We start from the raw sequence: 21,932 nt of genomic DNA, 5'->3' as shown, positions 1-21,932 counted from the left end.
TCACTGGGGAGAGATCACCGCTGTCGTCCCGTCGGCGGCGAGGAGACATCACCCTCGCCGCCGACGGAGGACACTTCGCCCTCGGATGTCGTCGCCCGCCGGATCTCGACGTCGGGGTAAACGAGCTTGTTGAGCACGCCACTCACGGACTCGCGCCCCTCCACGCTCATCACCATCTTCCCGAACTCGGGATCCGTGCTGAACCGGACCCGCACCCCCACCACCGACTTCGGCACCCACCCGTGCACCGGCCGCACCCGCCCGAGCTGGTGGGCAAACGCCCGCACGGCTTGTGGCGACGGATCGAACGTGGCCGTCGGCAGCAGCTCGAACCGGACACGGGAGCGGAGGTGGTGGGAACGAAGGTGTCGGTGGAGGACGAAGACCGCGATCAGGATCGCGACCGCGGCGGTGGTCACCCACCAGAACGCGCCGCTCGCGACCAGGTCACCCAAACGGAGCGCCTTCGGCGCGCTGCTCCCCAGCATGACCTGACGGCCATGCGTGCCGGGGAACATGTCGGCATTCGGGGCAGAGCCGAGAACCCGTCGCTGAGCTGGGAAAGTCCCCCCTTGATCGAGTAGAGCGAACGCGCCGCCAACGTCGTTGCCAACGATCGATCCAGCCGTGCTGACTGAGACCATGCAACCCCGCCTCCTCACTTGCCCTGATGAGGCGAGACACGTCCTTCAGCCAGTTGCCTCGATACGCGCCATGCTCCGATACGAAGCACTTGCCTAACCGTTGGGTCTCGCTTCACGGGGCAGTGGAATGGGCTGGTCGTAGTCGGCGCTGTCAGTGATCCAGGAAAGGACCGTCAGGGACTGGTCCAGAGAGGACCGATGGCGTTCTGGGTCGTCCTCGGTGAGGGTGCGGCGCACCCTGATCGCCTCGTCGATCGTCGAAATGGCCGGCGCCCACTCTCGCTGGATACCATAGGCAACCGCGAGGTTGGTGAGGCTTGTCGCCAGGGCAGCGGAGCTCGTGGCCGTGTCGTCGGCCCGATGCAGGTCGACGGCTTCCTGTGCCGCCGCGATCGCTTCCTGCCATCGTTCTTCGACGCCGAGCCACAACGAGAGGTTGTTCAGGGCGTTCGCCAACGCGATCGTCCGCGGTTCAGCCACCGCTCGGTGGATCGCCACAGCTTCGGTGGCCGATTCGATCGCCGCCGCCCAGCTGCCCAGGTCGGCTTGCAGGACCGCCAGGCTGTGCAGTGCGTCGGCGAGGTCCTTTTCACCGCCGGGGATTTCACGCCGGACCTGCACTGCACGGGTCGCTGCAGCCAGCGCGTTGTCCCGCTGTTCGGATTCCGCGTACAAGCCGGCGGCGATCAGCAACTGGTTCGCCAGGAGCGGCTTGTGCTCGTCCGGCCGCAACCGGGCGAGTCGTTCACAGATCACGACGACTTCTTCCGCGCATGCCACCGCTTCGGCGCCTCGCCCGAGCGCAGTCAATGTGTGGGTTCGGACGGCCAGGCTCCGTACCAGGTCGGAAAGATGGGCGTCCGGACGCGCGCCGGCCAGCTCGCGCAGGATGGCGACCGCCTCGTCGATCGCGTCGAGGGCCTCGGGGTGACGGTCGGCGTCACGCAGCAGGACGGCGAGGTTGTGCAGTCCACGGGCGAGTTCCGGCAGGTAAGCGCCGGACAGCCGGTCGACCAGGCCTCGCCGGATGCTGATCGCTTTGTTCGCGCTGCCCAAGGCGGCCTCTTGACGATGCAATTCACCGAGAATGGTCGCCAGGTTGCCCAGGCTGGTGGCCAGGTGCGGCAGGTGCGTGTCCGGCCGTCCCTGGACCAGTCCGTGGTACAGGTGGACCGCGTTGCCGATCGCCTCCAGTGCCTCTTCCTGCCGGTCCAATTCGGACAGCCGGTTCGCGAAGTTGTTCAGGCATGCGGCCAGGCCGGGCAGGTACGCTTCCGGGCGCACCTTGGCTAATTCGATGTACGCGCTGGTCGCGGCCGTGATCGTGATGAAGGCGTCGGTTTCCCTGCCGAGCGGGCCAAGCCGGATCGACAGGTTGTTCAGCAAGTCGGCCAGGTTCGCGTCGCGTGCCAGCGGGTCGTCCACCGGCACCTCGTCGTAGCGTTCCAGCAGCCGTTCCATCAGCAGGGCGGCGTAGCCGGCCAGGATCCGGCTCTGCTCCGGCAATTCGCGGACGAGCTGTTCCAGCACGCCGATGCTCGTCGCGGGGTCCGTGATGATGTCGTCCAGAGCCGTCAGCAGTGGTTGCGCCGCTGCGACCTGCGTCGCGGCCCGCAATGCGGGCACGGCGAGTGTGCCGGCGTGCTCCACGCACAGCCGCGTCAGGAACTCGCCCGGCCCGGCACCATGCGCCGGATGCGCGGCCGCACGCGCGCATACGGCCACCAAACGGGCGCCCTCCTCATCCGACGCCTCACCGGCGAGGGACGCCACGACCGCGCTGCGGCTCGGGTCACTCAGGATCCGTCCCACCAGCCATTCGGCCAACCTGTCCGGACGCACGCTGTCGAACGCCCGCCTGCCGTCCGACGACGGGTACAGCCCGGCGAGCCACTCGACCACCTGTTGCCGCCGATCCTGGGTCTGATCGGCCAAGCCAGGCACCCGGTCCAGCAGCGCATCGACGTCCGGCGCGGACGGCGGCCCCAGAAGCACCGCGGCCGCGATCACGGTGTCCAACGTGGTCTGGCTCATCGCTGGGAGCAAGCCACGAGCGACCGCGGTCCTACGCCAATAGGAACTCTCGTGCCCCAGGAGCCGGTCCTCGGGCAGCTGCCCCAGTTCACCGGTGTCCTCCAAGGAACGCGGGGCGTCCAGCAGGTCGGTCAGCGCGGTCATGTGCAGGGCGAGCACCGAATCCATCGCCTCGCTGTCGTAGTGGCCCGCCCGCGCGAGTTCCGCGCCGACGCCAGCCCAGTCGATCGCCCGGCCGGTGTTCATCCCGGCCAGCGCCGCCGCGAACGACACCACCGCGGACCGATAGGTCTCACGTCGGCCGGCGAGCGTGGTGTCCAGAGGCGGCAGTTCGGTAATGAACGCGCGCGCGATCAGTGCACGGGCGGACTCGCCCGCGTCACCGAGCTGCTCCCACCAGGAACCGGCGGTACGTGCCAGCAGCAAGATCCGGACCGAGGGGGCAGCATCTCGCCGGCTCAGCGCGCGCAGCAGGTCGGCCACCTGCTGCACCCGCGTCTCCGCCTGGTCGACGACGACGAGCACGGGCTCGACGACGTCCGCGATCACCTCGAGCGCCGCGCCAGGGGCGCGCTCACCGAGCCAGAGCACCACCCGGTCGCGGTCCCGCAGCCGGACAGCGAACTCGTGCGCCAGCCGTGTCTTGCCCTGGCCGCCCTGGCCGTGCACAAGCCAGACGCCGGTCCCGGCCTCGTCTGCCCAGGTAGCGAGCCCGGCGAGGAGGTCATCCCGGCGGTGGAACGGCACGACCGCGTGATGCGCGTGCAACAGGCCGGCCGGCGTGATCACGCCGGCCCGGCCGCCAGCTACGTCGTCATCAGCTAGCCCGGCCAGCTCGATCCCGTCGAACGCGACCGGAGCCGGTCCGTGCTCTTCCAAAGTCATGCGGAACGCTGGGTCGCGGTAGAGCCGGTGCGCCGGCACCGCTTCGAGGACGCCGTGCCGCCAGCCGTCCGGATCGCTCGCGACCACGCCGACCAGCCGGTCCGCCGCGAACACCGCGGCGCCGGACATCCCGCCCCAGGGTGAGCGGCCGCGTGCGGCCGGCTCCGGCGGCGGACCGTCGAGCCGGATCAGGTAGCGACCCCCGACCATGCGGTCGCCGGGATTCAGTGACCCCTCGGGCTGCGCCAGGTCGATCGGCCGGCCCTTGCGCTGGATGATGTCCGGCACTCCCCAGCAGTGGCACCGGATGCCGGGGCGGTGGGTGACCGGACGGCCCCAGCGGACCAGGCCGTCGGAAGGCTGGTCCGCCGGCCAGCCGGGATCGTCGACCAAGACCAGCGCCGCGTCGCAATCCTTCTCAGTGCCGCACCACACCACCCGGCCGGTGCCGGTTTCCGGACGACCGGGCCGAAAGAGCGATACGGGGGCAGCCAGCGCCCCGGCCACGTGCGCCGACGTCAGCACCAGGCTAGCCCCGATCAGGTAGCCGGAGCCCGGCCCACCCGAGCCGGTCACCGCGACCACACGGTTGAGCAGCATCGACGTCAGCGTCCGACGCCGGACAGATCACCCGGCCCCGCAGGGCGATCCGGGTCGCCGGACACCAGCAGATCGCCGCCGTCGGCACGCCTTGGGGTCAGCGTCAGGCGAACCCGCTGTGTGCGGCCTCGCGCGAGCGCGGCTTCGCCGTCGGCGGTGAACACCCATGCCTTGAAACCGGCCTTGACCTTCGCGTCCTTGCGCAGCTCAACCGAGAACTCCAGCTCGATCGGCCCCACAGCCAGCTCCACGTCCTGCCCGGCGCCCCATGCGGCAGCCTCGATCAACTCGTCTCGCAACGCGGCAACTGCATGTGCCAACTCGATTTCCATGCCAACTCAGTCGCCGTAACCCAGTCCGCCGCTACAGCCTGCCCGCGCAGCCGCCGCGCCAGCCGCGATAAGCGACGCGACTGCGCAGTCAGAACTGTTGACCATCGAGAGTTTCCGCCATGTCAGCTGTCGCCGGATCGCGCACGTCACCCGTTGGCAAGCCACATCACTTGGCCACAACGGATCATCGGAAGCCGCTTGGCCGTGTGGCGCCGAGAGGTTTTCCCACGCGATCGATCCGGACCGGCTTGCCGAAGTCCGGCGCGTTGATCATCGAATGGTCCGAGATGACCAGCCCGACGTGGGTGATGTGGCCCATGCTTGTTCCGAAGAACACCAGGTCCCCTGGCTGGCTCCGATCGGGAGCCACAACGGGACCCGCGAGGTATTGGGTTTGCGCCGTGCGCGGCAGGCCAATCCCGGCCACGGCGTAGGCCGCTTTCGTGAGGCCCGAACAGTCGAACCCTCGATCGTCGTGAGCTGGGCCGTCTCCGCCCCAGACGTACGGAAGGCCAAGTTGGTCGCAGGCGAACTTGATCGCGGCCTGGGCAGCGTCGTTCGGTGCCTGCACTGCGCCGCAACTGTACTTCTCCGCTTGGGCGAGGACCTTCTTCACGTACCACTCGGCGTGGTTGTAGGCGAAGATCGCGGCGTGCAGGTCGCGGCCGTCGCGGGCTCCGGAGTCGCAGAGGTAGGCCGCGGCGGCGTAGATCGCGTCGTGCGGGTTGTACCGGGACGGCGGGTGCGCACCGCCGGGCGGCAGCGGGTGCCGGGCGACGACGCTGTCGAACGTCGGCTGCAGGAACTGCATCGGGCCGCCCGCCTTGGCGCTGTTCTCCCCGCTGTGGACGCCGGGCAGTTGCGAACGTCCGTGGTCGGTTTCGATCTTGCCGATGGCGGCGAGGATGGTCCAGTCGAGGCCGGGGCAGGTTTGTGCGGCTTCGCGGTAGAGGGCGAGGTAGTCGGCCGGGATGTCGCCCACCGCGCCACCGTTCGATGCCGCTGCCGAGCTCGAGTCGCCCGCCCCGGCGAGCGTCGCGAGCAGGACGACGACGATCAGCACGCAGACGGCAGGCGGGCCGAACAGCAGCAGCGCGGCCAGACAGCCCCAGCGGGCCGGGTGCTCGCGAAGCTGGTCTCGTGCGGTTTCGGCGCCCCGGAGGGCGAGCAGCGGGTTCATCGCCGGCCGGCGGCGTCGCCGAGCCGCTGGCGCAGCCGCTGCGCCCACGGAACGGACGGCGGCAGCATCGCGGGCGGCAGAGCGGTCTCAGCCAGTGGCTTCGTGATGAAGCCGCGCCCGCCGGCTGCGGCGCCGAGGTCGGTACCGGTGAACGCCGGTTTCCGCCCGGTGGCCGGCGGCGTCGCTCCGGCGATCTCCGCGCTGAGGTAGGTCGACGCTGCCCGTTTCTGCCCGCCTGCACGGTTGCCGAGTGCGGCGAGCACCGTCGTGGCGGCGTGCCATGCGGGCCGCGCGCCGGTCGCTGTCCCGAGGTTTCCGGCGTAGGCCGTGGCGTAGGTCTTGGCGGCCTCGGCTCGGCGGGCCAGCGCGCCTTTGGCGATGCCGGCCTTCGTGGTGAGCGCCGTCTGCGCACGGTGGGCTGCCTGCGGCCACGAAACCGGCGCTCCCACGGTGTACTTGAGCACCTGCCCTCCGGCATGCCCACCAGCACTCCCAGCGGTGACCAGGCGCTCCTTGAGCCGCCCGACCGGTGCGAAGCTCTCCGCGAACGCCGACGTCCCGGCCTTGACCGTCCGGGCCAGGCGATCCGGGCCAGCGGGGACGACCGGCGTCGGCAGCGCCTTCGGGGTATGGCGTGGCCTGCCGAGCTGCTGCAGGCGGGAACTGACCTGACCGCGGACTCGCTGGAGGTTCGCGGCCAGTCGTTTGCGGAAGAGGAAGCCGGAGAAGACGACGAGGTCGATTACGGCGAACCGGACGAGCTGCGGGCCGAGGTCGGCCAGCATGAGCGTGCGCAGCAGCACGGTCATTACGGCGAGGAAGACCATGCCGGCCAGCAGCCGGGCGATGGTGGCGGCGATCGAGCTGACCCGGTAGGCGAGCTGGTGCTGCATCGAGGGCACCACCGCGGCGACCAAGGCGAGCGCGAGCAGCAACCCCTCGAACAGCAGCAGGTACGGGGCCAGGACCTGCACGGCGTTCAGGCAGATCACCAGGATGGCGAACAGGAGCATCGCGATCGCGTACAGCCAGGCTCCGAGGGTGCGGTCGCCGTCGGCGACCTCGTTGTACTTGCCGTAGTCGCCGGGGCAGCCGTCGAGTTCGCGGGCCTTCGTGCTGTCGTCCTTACCGGACCACGGACCGTCGTCGAGGACGCGCTTGACGGAGTACTGGCACACGCCGGCGATGCCCTTAACCCGGCTGATCGGCGTGCCGTAGTTGAGCGTCTCCCAGGGTGTGACCAGCAGGTTGTCGATGAACGCCTGACCGATCGGCGCGGCCGGGTTCCCGGTTCCGCCGGGCTCCTGGCCCATGACGACACTGGAGACGTCGGCAGCGAGGTCGCGAGACAGGGACAGCACGCCGTCGTCGCCGACGAGGACGTCGACGGGATGGGTGAGGATCGCGGCGGCGAGGACGTTGACCGCGATGGTCGACGCGGTTTCCCGCCATGCCCGGGTAGTCAGGCCGCGCGCGAACAGCAGCCCGAGGTAACAGGTGGCCACGAGCATCGCGATCTCGCGGAGCTTCAGGTCGCCGATGATCGAGGTCTGCCAGATGCCTTCGAGGTCGCGGGCCGGCGCTTTGATCCAGTCGAAGACCTGAGTGGAGGCGGCCCATTCGGTGAACCAGACCGAGAACCCGACCGCGTACTTGCCGACGGCGAAGCCGATGTTGGCCAGCCACAGCCAGATCGTCGGCATCGGGTTGTCGAGCAGGCCGGGCAGGTTGGCGAAGAGGTCGTAGTTGTGCAGGTCGCGGCCGTAGCCGTCGTCGATGCTGAAGATCCCGCCGAGGTGGACATGGTAGCCGGGGTCGTCCTGCAGCGGCAGAGGCGGCGCGTCCGGATCCGGCTTCGGCGGCGGCTGATCACCGGGCACCCACAGGCACGTCGGATATGGCTCGCACGGATTCTGGTGCGTCTGGCCGTGTGCAGATTGTGGCGTGACGAGTCCGATGAGGACGGTCACGGAGACGATCGCGAGTCCACGGGTTACGCACGACCTCAGCCTCATCACGTCCTCCTGCCCTGCGTCTCCGTGAGACAGGGATCAGGAGGCCGGTCTTCAATGCGCCCGATGGCCTCGGGATACGTCAGGTGTGGTCAGGACGGCGTCCGGCAGCGTGCGGTACGGCTGGGTCATGACCTTGACCTTGCCGATCCGTCCACTATGGTCCCGCACGAGAAACTCCCCCGCCCGAGCACGCCGCTCCTCCTCGCCGCCGGCCGGGTTCAGCGGCGACAGGTCCTTGGTGACGACATCGTGGTAACGAGCGTCGGCGGGGTCGACGCCGAGCCAGGCCAGGCCGCTGCGGGCGAGACCGTCGTCGCGGTGGCGTCCGAGGAAGCGCACCGCGATCAGGCCACGCAGAACGTCGCCGCCGAGGTCTCTCGGCGCATGGGAGCCGAAGGCGGCGTCGGCGCCGTGCTTGCGGCCGTCGCGGACGAACTCCAGGGCGATCTGCTGTCCCTCGGGAGTGCCGGTGACGTTGTAGGCCTCGTCGCAGATGAACTCGCCCCACCGGCCCGGGGTGAAGCAGATTTCCTTGGCGATCGCGGCGATGAGCAGGTGGAAGGCGCGGCCGAAGAGCTTGCGCGGCGGGATCCGGGCGGCCATCCGCTCGTTGCTCATCTCCAGGGCACTCGGCAGCGGGATCTCGTTGGTGCAGAACACGACCATGTCCGCGCCGAACAGGTCGACCGGCGCCAGGTCGGGGTCGAAGATCGGGCGGGTGATCGGATCGCGCCGCAGCCGCTCGAGCCGGTCGGCCAGCGCCCGGGCGGCCGGGTCGCGGGCGCCGTGCTTGCGGAGGGTGTCGACAAGTCGGTTGCTGGAGGCGTCCGGGTGTCCGCTGACGTCGTCGAGGCCGCGGCCGAGCGCGTCCCGCTCCGGGGAGTTGGACTCCAGGTCCAGCCACGAGGCGAAGAACGTCTCGGCGATCCCGGTGCTGGACTTGCCGGAGGTGCGGAAGACGCGCAGCGGGTCGCAGGAGTGCCGCAGCTCGGCTGCGGCGGGCCGGTCGTCGAGGCTGGGGTCGATGATGTCGACTATCTGCGCGTTTCCCGGCAGTGCCGCGGCGACGGGTGCCCATTCGCGGCTGCGGGTCCGGTCGATGACGATCACCCGGCCATCGAGCATCAGCCGCACGACCGCGGCGACGTTCTTCAGGATCACCGACTTCCCCGCGCCCAGCTCGCCGATCACGGCGATCCCGCCGGAGGAGTCGTGGGTGGGTCCGTAGGTCGGGTCGAGCAGGAACGGGGTGATGGTGCCGCCGTCGACAGTCAGGCCGAACAGCGCGCCGGCGGGGTCGCCGAAGTCGGTGGCCGAGACCGGCAGCAGCATCGCGGCGTCGGTGGCGAGGAGGTTCTGGCTGCACTCGCGCACCACCATCGGCGTCCGGCTCCCCGGCAGCAGCGCCTGATACAGCTGCCGCTGCCCACCGAGCGGCCGCTCCCACCGGTACTCCCCGCCCAGGAACGCCTGCCGCAGTGCCTTGGCGCGGGCGTCGACATCGCGGGCGGTCTCACCCCAGACGCAGGCGACGACGCCGACTTCGAGGTCGATCTCGGTCGAGCTGGCGCCGAGGCGGGCGTTCTTGTGCTGGATCTCCTCCTGCGCCGAGATCACGTCCGCCGGAACGCCGGCGGTGTCGCCGGCGTGCTCCTCGTCCTGGCTCATCAGGTCCCGGGTCCGGCGCCGGTTGGCCGCGCGGGCGTCCTCGTTCGAACGGGCGGTTATCCGCAACGCGTAGTCGACGCCGAACCCGATGTCGGCCAGCCGGGCCAGGATCTCGTGCCCCGGGAACGTGAATGCCCGCGGCATCTCGGCCAGCACGAGGAAGGCCTGGTAGCTGACGGCCGCGCCGTCGTCGTCCGGGGTCACGCACTTGACGAACCGACGGTTCAGCAGCCCGAGCGGTCCCCAACCCTGGCGATCCTCCGCCGGGTCGGTGCGGCCGCCTTCGTCGAATACGCAGCTGCGCAGCGTCGTCAGCCGGGCCCGTCCGCTCCCCCGCCGCACCGCGAGACCGGGGTTGTGAACGGCGTCGGTCCGGTCGAGCTGAGGTTCGTTCACCCCACGGACCGGGGCCCGGCAGAGCCACCACAGCAACTCCGCCTCCGTCGCCGGCCGGAACGGGACCGCGCCGCCGAGCTCCTGGGCCGCCACCCGCGCCCGCTCCCGGCCTGCCGCCACCGCAGCAGCCGAGGCGGGCCGGGCAGGAATGCCCAGCAGCTCACCGACCGCCGCGGTCGTCGCGCGCGCGGTCGCCTGCACGGCTTCTTTCCAGCCATGGCCGGTGAGGGGTTTGGCGAGCCAGAAGCTGCGGCCGAGGACGTCGAGGGAGTCGAGCTGGTCCCAGGCGTTGTGGACGGTCTCGGCCCAGTGCGGGTTGGCGTCCAGGTCGATGCCGTCGAGGCAGCGTTCGACGATCGCGTGGGCCTGGACCTGCTCGCACAGCGACGCGATCATCACTTCCCCGCGCAGCGACTTCGTCAGCGTCACCGTGCGGTCATACAGTTCCCGCAGCTGCCGGCCGGTGGAGCGGGCGCTTTCGTGCGGCAGCACTCGCCACACCGCCCAGACCGAGCCGTCGACGCAGAACAGCAGGTTGCCCGCCACATCGGTCACCGGGGAATCCATCACCGTTCCCGAGCCTGGGCCAGCACCTGCTGCAGCGACGAAACCGGCGCCACCGGCTGCTCGGCCACGTCGAGGTGCACGTACAGCCAGCCGCGGCTGCGCTCGGGTCGCGCGGGCCGATAAGGACGGCGACCGAGCATGCCGGCTCGCGGCGCGAGCAAGTGCGCGCCGAGGCCGGCGAGCCAGCCCAGCGGCGTCCGGGACTCGATCCGGGCACGCCGGAGGAACACCGCCGACAGCGGCAACACCCAGCGAGCCGGGCCGAGCCAGTCCAGCAGGGGCAGCTTCCACACCACGACCAGCAGAATCAGGAACAGCGTGCCCTGGGTCAGCGTGTACGGGCCGCCGGGCAGGTAGCCGCCATCGCGGCCGGGCATCCGCCCGAACATCCGGGGGAACCGCCGCGACCGGGTGTAGGAGCGGCCGACCAGGACGTCGCCGCGGCCCTTCGGCGCGGTCAATGGGTGAACCAGGCGCCGAACATGCCGGCGACCGCGTCGAGGTTGAGCAGGATGCCGAGGAAGATCGCCGCGATCACGCCGTACTTGATCGCCCGGGTGAAATTCCCGCGGGTGCCGATCAGTAGCCCGATCCCGCCGACGACGGCGGCCAGCAGGATCAGCCGGCGGACGGACTGGTCGCCCCAGGCCAGGTTGGTGTCGATCCAGGACTTCACGTCCGCGGCCAGCACGATCATCGGACTTCTCCTCGCTTACCGGCCCACCAGCAGCGGCGCCGGATCGATGCGATTGATCTCCCACCGGCCGGCTCGCGCGACCAGGGTGAGCGCGTAGTCGACTGGCGTGCTCTGCCCAGTGGCATCCCATCCCGAGGCTTGGGTGAAGCTGTGGATAACCGTCCCGTCGACCGGTCGCGCGGCCTGGCCCGGCTCGAACTTCTCGTGCGTCCGCACCTCGGTGACCTGCACCGCCGTGTACGGCGCCGGCCGCGGCAGGGCAAGGCTTGCCCCAGGGCTGACGAAGCGGTCGAGCTGGCCTTGCCCCGCCAGGTAGGCGGCCAGAAACCCAGCGACCGACTGCCCGACCGGCCCGCCCGGATCAGCAATCTCGGCATAAGCCAGCTCGACGGCGCCGGCGGTGCCCGGACAAGCCACTGGAGTGGGCAAGGCCGCGGCGACATAGGCGGCCTCCCTACCGATCATCGCGACCTGGGCGCACAGCAGCGTCGCCGCGCGCTTGCCGTCCGGCTGCAGCACCAGTACCTCGGCGACCACCACGACCGACCACACCCCTTGCGCCGGCGAGACCGCCGAGATCACCGCGGTGTCCACCGGCACCTGCGTCCCGACGGCACGTTGCGACTTCATCCCCGGCGGGTAGAAGCCCTCCAGACCCGCCGAGTCATCTCGGGTCGTCGAGAGCCAGGACCGCACGTACATCTCCGCCCATCCCGCCGGTGAGGTGGAGGGAGCGGGTGCGCCGCCGTCCCGCATCGTCGGCGCACCCGCTGGCTGGAGAACGATCAGCCCGGCGATCGTCAGCAGCGGGCTGACCAGCACGGCCAACCACGCCACCCACCGGCCGAGGCAGCGGGTCGCACCCCGCAGCGCAGGTTCGACGTCCGCGTCGGGCAGCAGCTTCACCAGCGGGCTGCTGCCCGCGCCACCGCGGTCGTGACGACGGAACACGACTCGACCTCCCTGTGCGTGACCGGCGGGTTGTTGCTTGAAGGCACGCAGGTCGGCCCGCTGGTGTGATTCAGCCGGCCCAGGGCAGGTCATGGCTGCGAAACTCCGTCGCGGCCTCGGCCAGCTGCTCGAACGCCCGCCGGCGGTGCCGGGTGATCGTGGGCTGGCTCAGCCCGATCAGTGCGCCGATCTGCCGATCCGTGGCGACGCCGTCTCGGCCGAGCGGGCCATCGAAGTAACGGGTGGTCAGGATGGTGGCGGAGTGCTCGTCGAGCCGCTCCTCCTCCACCGCCCACGCCAGAAGCTCGAGCAGCTCTTCCGACGCGTCCGGCTCGGCCGGGAAAGCCGCCAAAGGCCGGTACACCTCGTCATCGTCGATACTGACCACGTCCGCGGCGGCCTGGCCGTGGTCGACACCGAAGTCCCGCTGCGCGGCCCGCTGGGTCTCGCGCACCAGGTTCGCCGCGACGTGATGTTGTCGCCGGTGCGGGTAGCACCGGGTCTGCTCCCAGAGGTGCCCTATCACCGCCGCCTGGATGTCACGACTGTCCTCCGAGGCCGAGACTCCACCGCCGGTCACTCCGCGCCGGACACTGAGCGCACCACCCGCTGTTCGTACCGCACGAACCACGCGGCCAACGATGCCCGGCACCGCCGGCAGCATCGCGTTCACCACGATCTCGGTCGCGACGATCCCGCTGCTCGCTCGCTCAGCGGCCCGGACCAGGAGCGCGTGAAGGACCTCGTCGTGCCGCGTGTAGTCGCGGGTGGCCAAGACATCAACCAACGCCAGGTGGCAATCGATCTCCGCCAACGTCGGCTCCTCCGCGGACCACGCACTCAAGAACGTGTCGAACCGTGTCACGACGCGGGACTGCCGAAATTGAAGCTGCAGCATCGTCAACGGGCTGTTCACAGTGGATCGGCTGGCCATGGCCGGCTCCCTCGCTCGGATGACAGGATCCGAGCCAGCGTTCGACCACGCGTTCGCGCCGTTCCTGGCCCGTGGCCTTGCCCCGGCTTGGGAGCAAGCCTCGATTCACACGAACAGGCGACGGCCCGCCCTCGACATGGTCAGGTCGACGGACGTCGACCTGACCATGTCGTTATCCACCTTGGCCACGACGCTGCGACCCGAAAAGCGGCTTTGGCCTCGGAGGCGGCCCATCAGACACATTCGTCATCGCGCAGGGCGGGTCGCAGACGTGGTCAAGGAGACCAGGACCATAGCTCCAGCCGAAGCGAATTCGGCATCTCCGCTGGTCAGCGTCCACCGTCTGGCAGTCCACCTGGAGCTGCGGCCTGCGCCTGAGTCGCTTGCCCGAGGGGACCTCGAGGTCACCCGGCATCGCGATGATAACCGATTCGGCTTGGCGTACAAACGTCGTCCGTACACGGTCGACCTCGCGACTGCCGAGAGTACGGTGCACAACCTTCTCTCCCGACCACTCCCGGCCCAGCGCGATCAATCGAGTGGGAGCGATCGGCCACCAGATGTACTCGCAGTCGATCGTCGACGGCGGAACCCGTGGGTCATCGGATGACATGAGCACCGGCTGGTCCGAAGTGATGAACCGTCCTTTCGGGTCATCCCAGACCTCGAGCTGTCTTATCGACAGCTGGTCGGCCGCTTCGTGCATGCTCCGGAACACTAGGTCGACGTGGCTGTCTGTCGTCAGCACTTCCGCAGGCTGATTGAGGCGCCGGTGAGCCCATTCGGACATCTCCTGCATGTGGCGCCGGGTCTGGGGTGTGCGGTTCCGCTGAACGGCCATCACGACAGCCAATGCCATGAAGTCCCCGAAGGCGATGTCGACGCCCGGTTCCCAACCACGCAGGAATCGCAACAGCTTTGCGGCTTCGTCGTCCAGGACGGCCAGCATGTCCTCGACCTGGTTATGCGGCTGTCCAGCATCGTCGGTGACCCGATAGAAATTTTCCTTGACACAGACATCGCGGAGCCCCAGCGCTCGATCCGAGCCGTCGACCTTGTTCAAGACCCGTACTCGGCGTTGGTCGAAGCTCCACGCGCGCAGATAAGACTTCGGCACATAGTGGTGCCGCTTCGACTTGCAGGTCCTCGTCTGGGCGATCTCCACGATGCGGTCAACGAAGGCCTGTACTCGCGGTACGAGGCTCTGTCCGCCATCGCTGACCGGGATCTCACCCCACGGATTCGGATCGCTCCCGAGGTACTCCCACTCCATGACGCGCTACTCCACATACGGCCTTGCCGCGGCGATCTTGTCTACACTTAGTGTCGCAGACCAACGGTGGACGCCACCCAATAGGCAGGATGATCGCTTGTCAAGAACGCCAGCTCAGCGCTACCAGGAGCCGAACCATCAGTCGCGCCATGAGTAGATCTCGTTCAAGCTCCGGGACGGGGCGCGCATCCCTGACCGCACACAATCAGACCGCTGGCACCGAACTCCACCTCTACTTGCTGGCAGGTGGCTGATCGTGTCCGGTGTCGACCGCCTTCGGGCCAGTCGCGATGGCGACCAGTTCCACTACCAGTGGGCAGCTCGTCAATCGCTCAAGCTGCTTCGACGTGACAGCAGTCTGGTCGCGATCGCGGTCGAGGGGGTGTCAGCCATGGACACTGACGATCCCGACGGCGAGCAGGTGGTGGACCTCGCCGAGTACTACGGATCCGAAGACCTCGCTGAGGCAGTCAGAGTCGTGTATAGGCAGCTGAAGCACTCCACCCATCGATCCGACAAAGAGTGGGGCGTGTCCGGGCTGAGCGGGACCGTGGAAGGTTTCGCAAAAAAATTTCGCAAGATCCGAGACGAGCTGCCCGGAACTGAGCAACACACGTTCTACGAGTTCGTCACGAACCGGCCGGTGCGTGACTCGGTGGTTCGAGCTATCGAGTCGCTCGCTTCCAACTCGGCCAATCTAACCACAAGCCGAGATGTCCGACATTTGCGAACATACGCCGCATTCGGTGACGATCGGACGGGCGAGAGAGACTTCTTCACGAATTTCCGGGTCGACCCAACCGCGCCGTCTCTAGATTTGCTGGAGTCGCAGCTCAGACACGCGGTAACCGGCCACTTGCCAGGCACTTCCGACGTGCACCACGTCTTGCTCAAGGAAATGATCGCCCGGCGTGCAACGTCCCGGGAGACCGACAACACCGTTCGCCGAGCCACAGTTCTGATGGCGCTGGCGACCGATGAGACCGAGCTTCTGCCGGCACCGAACCTGATCAGGGCCCCCGATGCTCTCGTCCCGACTGATCAGGTCCCGCTGATCGCTGAGACGATCGTCGCCGCAGCTGACGAGCCGGTGATCGTCCACGCGGCGGGCGGCGTGGGCAAGTCGGCATTGACGAGCCAGCTCCACCAGTACATGCCCACCGGCTCACTTACCATCGTCTACGACTGCTTCGGCGACGGTGGCTACCGCCGGGGAAGCCTGCCTCGACATCAACACCGGCAAGGCCTGGTGCAGCTGTCGAACGAACTGGCGGCGCACGCGCTAAGCGACCCACTGGTACCAGTGGCGACCGCGCATCCCGATCAATACTTCCGCGCGTTCCTCGACCGGCTGCGAGCCGTGGTCGAGGAACTTACCACCCAACACCCTGAAGCCCTGGTGACGCTCATAGTGGACGCTGCTGACAACGCCGCGATGTTCGCTCGCGATCGCGGCGAGCAGACGTTCGTCACCGACCTGGTTCGCGAAGATTTACCTCCTGGCGTCCGGCTCGTGATGCTCTGCCGCACCGAGCGTATGGATCTCCTGGAGGCACCGCCCCGCGCCCGCAAGATCGAGTTGACGGGTTTCAGCATCGCGAACACTGCCGATCACCTTCGCGCGACCTTCCCAGCAGCAACGGACGAGCAGGTCGCTGAGTTTCACCGAAGGACAGGATCGAATCCACGCGTCCAGGCGTTCGTACTCGACGGCGCACAAAGCCTCGAGGCGTGCCTGGCCTCACTGGGAGAAACCCGGGATGTCGACGAATCGCTCGACACGCTCATCGGACGCCGCGTCAAGGACTTTAAAGACCGCGATCGCGTCGCGGCAGCCGGAATCGACCGGGTATGCGAAGCGCTCGCCGCCCTCCGCCCGCGGATCCCTGTCGGCGTGATCAGTACCCTATGTTCGGTACCGGCGCCGCTCATCCACAGCTTCGTGGCCGACCTCGGGCGGCCGCTACTCATCGATGGTGACGCCCTGCAGTTTCGTGACGAGCCGACCGAAACCTGGTTCAGAAGCCACCACCGGCCCGACGGGGCACGGCTGGCGGGGTTCATCGAACGACTGCGCCCGCTCGCCGACGACGATGCCTACGTCGCGACGTCCCTGCCCGAGTTGCTCTGGGAAGCGGGCCAAGTCGATGTCCTGATCGAGCTCGCGATGACCGACCGTGCACTCCCGCGGAGCAATGATCTTGAACAGCGTGAGGTCGCTCAACAACGTGTCCAATACGCGCTCAAGGCAACCTTGAGAGCTGGTCGTCACTTTGACTCCGCCCGGTTGGCGGCAAAGGCCGGCACTTTGGCGGCAGGTCATTCGCGCGCTCTCCGGCTGCTGCGTCGCAACACCGACTTGGCCGGCCGGTTTCTCGAACCAAGAGTCGTAGAGGATCTGGTCGCCACGCGGAGCCTGCGCGGAGGCTGGCCTGGGTCACACCTCCAGCACGAAGGGGCGCTGCTGGCGTCGACTCCTGGGCAGCAAGACCTCGCTCGGAACCGATTGCGCAGCGCCGTCGATTGGATGGCCGCGTGGGTACGGCAGCCACACGAGCACGGACACGGAGTCAAGGACGACGATATCGCCGAAGTGGCGCTCGGCCTGCTCGACGCCAATGGAATCGACGCATGCATCGAGTTCTTGGCAAGGTGGAAGCCCAACCGAGTCGCCTTCGACGCCGGCTTGATCGTTGCCAACCGTCTCGCGGACGCAGGACGAGTAGCCGAACTAGACCAGCTCGCGTGGTCAGCAACCAAGGTCAAATACCTCCAGTTTGCAGTGGCGTGCGCTGCCTGGCAGGTAAATCACGTCTGCACCGCCCGCACAGCGCGCCGATTGACGAGAATGCTCCGACGTCAACGATCGCAGGTCTCATTCACTGAAGCACGCTCCGGACGCGATGAACATCTTGAAGTCCAGGCCGTGACTTGGATCGTCGCGATGGGATTGCGGCACGAGGTACTCAGCGCTGACGAAGCCGAGAAGATCTTGACGCTGTCGTTGCCCACACGACTGCCCTCACTCGACAGGGTATTCAGTGCACCCATCGAGCCTCTGTTGGGCGGCTTCGCGTTGCTGGCCTTCGTACGCGGGCGCCCCCTCGAGATGGATGAGTTCGCCAGCGACGAAGCGAGCGAGGCGGCGAAGGGACCAGCTCATCAGCAGTCGCGTGAGCTGACAATCCAGCAGCGCGAGATCAAACCATTGGCCGAATGGGCCCGCGTTTGGATGAGATGCTTGATAGGCAAAGGCGACGACCTGGAAGGCGACTTCACCGAACTCGCCCGCGCGACCCTGACCGACTACTCCGACTATGAGACTCCTCGGAGGCTCATCAACGGCATCGTCCGGCTGGCCGGCAAGATCTCCGTGTTCGGTCTGCCGGACGAGGCACAGCAACAGCTCATCGAATGGTGCCGCCGGCACCGGCAACTCATCGCGGCGAAGGTCTTCGCAGAACTAGTACGGGCGACGGCGGCGAGTTTGAGCACCGAGCGCACCGCATTCGCGGTGGCCGATCTGGTGCGGGAGAAGTGGGAGACTGCGCGAGTCGCCGCAGAGGAGACGGCCGAGGGGATGGTCACGCTCGCACGTGCGATGCTTCGCCTCGATCCAGCCGAAGCGGCCGAGCACTTCGCCCACGCACGGGACTTGGCCGATCGTGTCGGAGACGAAGTCCACTCGAGGTGGTCCGCGCTCACCGCCTTGGCTGAAGCCGCTTCGGACGCCGAGGTCCCGGATCACGCGCGTGCCTATCGACTGGCCCAGATCATTGAGGGTCTTCAGCCGTACCTTGACGACGCGAACGACCACGCCCGAGCTCTGACCGCGATCGGCCGACTTAGCTCGACCGTCGCGGTCTCAGTCGCGTCACGGTGGCGCGATCGGCGATTCTGCACCGAGGTGCCGTTCGTACACGCGCTGACGGCACAAGACAGCCCGTTGGCCAGATCACCTCGGATAGCCCTGGCGATGTTGCCATTCGACGGCTTCATCCCCGTCCAGGAACTGCTCGAGCAGACGTTTCGAAGTGGTCCCGACCGAGCTAGGCAGGTGGCCTCCGCCATCGGCGAGTTCCTCTCCCATCGCGGCATAGATCAGAGCCTCATAGAGCGCTGCGCACATGTCGCCAACGAGCTCGATATCGACCTCACCAGCACCCCGCTCGCACCCGGCGCGGTCGGTGGGGTGAAGCAACCGAAGCCACCTCATCGAACCAGTAGAGACTGGTCCGGAAAGTCTTACGACGATGAAACCACGGCCAGACTCGAAAGGGCATCCGAAGCCCTAAGAATCTGCGATCTGAGAACACCAGAAGGCTGGGAACAAGCGCGCTTGATCATCAACGCCGAACCATGGCTGACTTTCGGGCAACTCGCGAACCAAGCTATCAGTGGCCCCACATCATCGCTCAGTGAGACGATAGCAGCCTTTATTGCCAATCCTCACTTCACCATACTCGACTACGCAGAATTCATTGACCGTCTGGACGAAGTGGAGATGCTGCCACGCGCGGCAGTCAGACAAATTCAGACTCTCGCCCACGAAGCCACACTCCGATTCTGCCATCAACTGACCCTGAAAAGCCACACGCTTCTCGACCTTGAACAGCTCAGTCGCTTAGCCGAACTAACCGAAGATATCTCAGCCACCGCTTTGCGTCACCTTGGAGCATATCCAGCAACACTCGACGCTTCAGAATGCTTCTCCCTGACTGCCCAGCTTGCCGACCGACTTTCTCACGACCAGGCGAAGGTCGTACTGGACGACTTCACCGAACTGTCCACACAAGTCGCGCCGCACGACTTCGGTGACGGCACCTTCGCAACCCTTGCCGATACTCCTGACCAACTCGACCAGTGCATCGGCGCCTACATCTGGGTCGCTCTCGGTGACCCAGAACCCAGCATGCGCTGGCGTGCCGCCCACTGCATCCGACTGCTGACCGGTCTGCAGTGCGAGGAGGAACTGCGCGCAATCCGGGACTTCGCGACCGGAGTTCTGTCGTCTAAGGCGTTCGTCGACGCCCGACTGCCCTTCTACGACAAACACGCCATTCAATGGCTATTGAGCGCGCTTGCCCGGGCCGCGCAGGAGTGCTCCAGCCACGAGATGATCGAGATCTTCCTGCCGCTCCTGAAGCGGGTGTTGTTTGACGATGCACCTCACGTTGTGATGCGCGCCAGCGCTAAGTCCGCTCTTATTGCACTGAGCGAAGTCAACCCAGAGCTACTGACGGCTACAGAGAAGTCAGCCCTCGGAAAGATCAACTTGCCCGTCAGTTACGTCCGCACGCGATGGTCCGAGCGGAGACACTCAGGTTCCGCCTGGTCCCGCACTGGGCCGTTCAGGTTCTTCCTGGACTTCAATGAGCACTGGTGTCAGCCTCTCGCAGACGCCTTCGGTCTGTCAGGTGATGACGTAGAACGCCGAGCCGAGGACGTTGTTGTCAACCGCTGGGGGTACAGCTTTGAAGGTATCGATGCCGATCCACGCAGCTCACTCGGTGTATACAGGGATCGACACAGCTATGTCCACAAGAGCGAATGGCCGGAGATAGAAGATCAAGGCTTCTACCTCGCAGTGCACGCACTCTGGACGGTTGCCGGCGACCTACTCGCCGAGCGCCCTGTAGCTCACGACGAAGGCGACATACACGACCTGCTCACTCAGTGGCTCGAAAGGTACCTACCCAGCCGAAACGATGGCCGCTGGCTCGCGGATCGACGAGACCCCTCTCCCGTCAGTGTTTTCACCGGCGAAGATCATTCAGTCACCCCCGCCTGGATCTGGCAGTTGAGTTCTCGGCACTTCGCCCAGCGTCTGTTGCCCAACGATGACTGGGTGACTGTCTGGGAACACTCCGACGACCTGACCTACGAGGCAAAACAAGAGGTGCGGATCCACAGTGCGCTAGTCAGGCCAGACCGAGCCCGATCCCTGGCCTTGGCTCTGCAAACCGCTCCGTCGTGGTGGGGCTTCCGCATTCCAGATGCCGACGACACCCAATATCAGTCCGATATCCCAGGCTTCGCACTTACCGGCTGGATCGTTGTTCCAGAAACACGGGCCGGATGCGACACGTTTGATCCCCTGGCCGCGGGCGTCCGGCACCCGCCCGCACATCCATGTGAAGACGTCGCCCAGCTGCTCGGCCTGACTCCGGACGCCGACATGCGAGATTGGGACCGCGCTGGCACAAGCGCGCTCCAGATTCATGTGTGGGACGACGGCACAGCCCTTAACCGCCGCCGCAGTCCCGGTCAGGAAGGGCAGCGACTGCAGATCCGACGTCAGGTACTGCACGAGTTCCTGCAAACCAGCCAGGAAAGCTTGATCGTCGAAGTGATGATCAACCGAACTCATGAACGCCTAAAACAGTCCCATACTCCCGCGTGGAGGCATGACAATGACGACACCCTGCCAACCCTCGAGCGGTCCTTCAAGATTTACGTCTTCGATGCAGCCGGAAGATGTGAAGAACTTTGAGCGCACACTCGAACTCGGCAAGCTGCTCACCCAAGACCTGTCAGACGACGACGTCTTGGGTAGGTGGATGGCCCATCACCTCGGAGACTTGATAGTCAAGGCCGAGAACACCACAGAACCGGAACAGCTGGAGCTGCGCCGCGAAGCGGCAGATCTGATCATCCGCCTCTGGACAGTCCGGTCAGGCGCGCCGTTAGACAGTAGTCCTACCTCAGCTTTCGAACCGATCGTCAATGCCTTTGCTGTTCTTGCGGAGCACAAGCCTTGGCGCTTTTACCAGATGTTTCCAGAAGGCAGCGAGCCAGACTCCGACACGACTCAGACGTCGTTGTTGCGCGTTGCCTTGACGCTGGAGAACGCCATCCGTGATGTCGTTCGCCACATCATCGTTACCGCAGCCAAAGACGCCGCTGACCGCGAAGCCAACTGGCTGCAAGCAGCCGAACACCTCGCCGATGACAGCCATCAGCTACTGGCAAGTTTCGCTCGTCGCATCGACCTCCGGCAACTCATGGACGCTGACGCCCTCACCACGGAGTCCGACACGCCGGGACCGCACGCGCGGTCGATTTCCATCCTCCGCAGGACCGAAAAAGCTATTGCTGAAGTCCGCCACGCGTTGGAGGAACTTTCCGATGACTCCAGCGACGACACTTAATCCTAGATCCACTGAATTCCTCATCCCCGAGGCACAGAAAGCTTCGGCCCGTAGCCGATACGGGGGCGACCCGCTCCGGAGACGTTCCGCAGCAGTCGAGCGTTGGGCCAGGAAAGACGTACGATCGGTTTGATCACCGCGGAAGAGGTGAACGCACCGACGCACAAGCCCGCGACCAAGCGATAGCGTAGGAACGCCTGGACTGCCAACTGGCATCCTCGGAGTGCTTGAGCAACGCAACCCGTGGGCAGCTGGCTCTTCAGTCGAACTTGCCGGATGCCGTCGGCCCACGACCATCGATCAAGCCACAGCGGAAAGGTTCGTGCAGCGCGTCCCCGTGTGGACGATGTCGGCTGGTACAACTCCGCTCCTGCACATTCCGCGCTGCTAACGTCGAAATCTGTCCGGTCAGAGGGGGGTCCTACCCGGCGTCAGTACGCCCAGCCCATCGCCCCGGCCGACCACGCGCGCCGAACGATCTCCGACGCATGGCGCGCTCGGGTCATCATCTGGGGCTTCCCCGCCGAGCCGGGGACGACGGCGCGGTTTCTCCCTCGCGCCTGGCATGCCCGGTTACTCGACGATCGCTAGAACCCGCCTCCTTA

13 protein-coding genes are annotated in these 21,932 nt (G+C 66.9%); 2 read left to right on the top strand and 11 right to left on the bottom strand.

The window, feature by feature from the left end; translation table 11 throughout:
* Positions 1 to 14 precede the first annotated feature (14 nt).
* The 11 genes from ACWEF6_RS06995 to ACWEF6_RS06945 form a co-directional block, all read right to left on the bottom strand.
* Positions 15 to 518, bottom strand: a complete 504-nt coding sequence (locus ACWEF6_RS06995; protein ID WP_449682056.1) for a hypothetical protein — start codon at positions 516 to 518, stop codon at positions 15 to 17.
* Between the two features lie 219 nt (positions 519 to 737).
* The gene (locus ACWEF6_RS06990; protein WP_449682055.1) at positions 738 to 4,163 is read right to left on the bottom strand and encodes a tetratricopeptide repeat protein; all 3,426 of its coding nucleotides are present in this window, start codon (positions 4,161 to 4,163) and stop codon (positions 738 to 740) included.
* A gap of 5 nt (positions 4,164 to 4,168) precedes the next feature.
* Complete coding sequence (locus ACWEF6_RS06985) at positions 4,169 to 4,495, bottom strand: trypco2 family protein (protein ID WP_449682054.1); 327 nt, start codon at positions 4,493 to 4,495, stop codon at positions 4,169 to 4,171.
* A 184-nt stretch (positions 4,496 to 4,679) separates the two neighbouring features.
* Positions 4,680 to 5,675 carry a C40 family peptidase gene (locus ACWEF6_RS06980; RefSeq protein ID WP_449682053.1) on the bottom strand — a complete coding sequence of 332 codons (996 nt, stop codon included), beginning with the start codon at positions 5,673 to 5,675 and terminating at the stop codon, positions 4,680 to 4,682.
* Positions 5,672 to 7,555, bottom strand: coding sequence for a hypothetical protein (locus ACWEF6_RS06975; RefSeq protein WP_449682052.1), 1,884 nt, complete (start codon positions 7,553 to 7,555; stop codon positions 5,672 to 5,674). The genes ACWEF6_RS06980 and ACWEF6_RS06975 overlap by 4 nt, the downstream gene beginning before the upstream one ends.
* Before the next feature lie 186 nt (positions 7,556 to 7,741).
* Entirely contained in the window at positions 7,742 to 10,309 is a 2,568-nt protein-coding gene (locus ACWEF6_RS06970; protein ID WP_449682051.1) for an ATP-binding protein, read from the bottom strand.
* An 11-nt stretch (positions 10,310 to 10,320) separates the two neighbouring features.
* The gene (locus tag ACWEF6_RS06965) at positions 10,321 to 10,782 is read right to left on the bottom strand and encodes a hypothetical protein (protein ID WP_449682050.1); all 462 of its coding nucleotides are present in this window, start codon (positions 10,780 to 10,782) and stop codon (positions 10,321 to 10,323) included.
* The gene (locus ACWEF6_RS06960) at positions 10,779 to 11,018 is read right to left on the bottom strand and encodes a hypothetical protein (protein WP_206796269.1); all 240 of its coding nucleotides are present in this window, start codon (positions 11,016 to 11,018) and stop codon (positions 10,779 to 10,781) included. The genes ACWEF6_RS06965 and ACWEF6_RS06960 overlap by 4 nt, the downstream gene beginning before the upstream one ends.
* 15 nt (positions 11,019 to 11,033) lie before the next feature.
* Positions 11,034 to 11,924: a conjugal transfer protein gene (locus ACWEF6_RS06955; protein WP_449682049.1), complete on the bottom strand. Its 891-nt coding sequence runs from the start codon at positions 11,922 to 11,924 to the stop codon at positions 11,034 to 11,036.
* A gap of 115 nt (positions 11,925 to 12,039) precedes the next feature.
* Entirely contained in the window at positions 12,040 to 12,903 is an 864-nt protein-coding gene (locus ACWEF6_RS06950) for a hypothetical protein (protein ID WP_449682048.1), read from the bottom strand.
* Positions 12,904 to 13,075: 172 nt separating this feature from the next.
* Positions 13,076 to 14,176 carry a DUF4238 domain-containing protein gene (locus ACWEF6_RS06945; RefSeq protein WP_449682047.1) on the bottom strand — a complete coding sequence of 367 codons (1,101 nt, stop codon included), beginning with the start codon at positions 14,174 to 14,176 and terminating at the stop codon, positions 13,076 to 13,078.
* A 256-nt stretch (positions 14,177 to 14,432) separates the two neighbouring features.
* Here ACWEF6_RS06945 and ACWEF6_RS06940 point away from each other — a divergent pair, with 256 nt between their 5' ends.
* Complete coding sequence (locus ACWEF6_RS06940) at positions 14,433 to 20,669, top strand: hypothetical protein (protein WP_449682046.1); 6,237 nt, start codon at positions 14,433 to 14,435, stop codon at positions 20,667 to 20,669.
* Positions 20,641 to 21,327, top strand: a complete 687-nt coding sequence (locus tag ACWEF6_RS06935; RefSeq protein ID WP_449682045.1) for a hypothetical protein — start codon at positions 20,641 to 20,643, stop codon at positions 21,325 to 21,327. The genes ACWEF6_RS06940 and ACWEF6_RS06935 overlap by 29 nt, the downstream gene beginning before the upstream one ends.
* Positions 21,328 to 21,932 lie beyond the last annotated feature (605 nt).

This window comes from Amycolatopsis sp. NPDC004772, assembly GCF_053601215.1.
The sequence above is the reverse complement of the archived record's forward strand: the minus strand, read 5'-3'. Positions and strand labels throughout refer to the sequence as shown.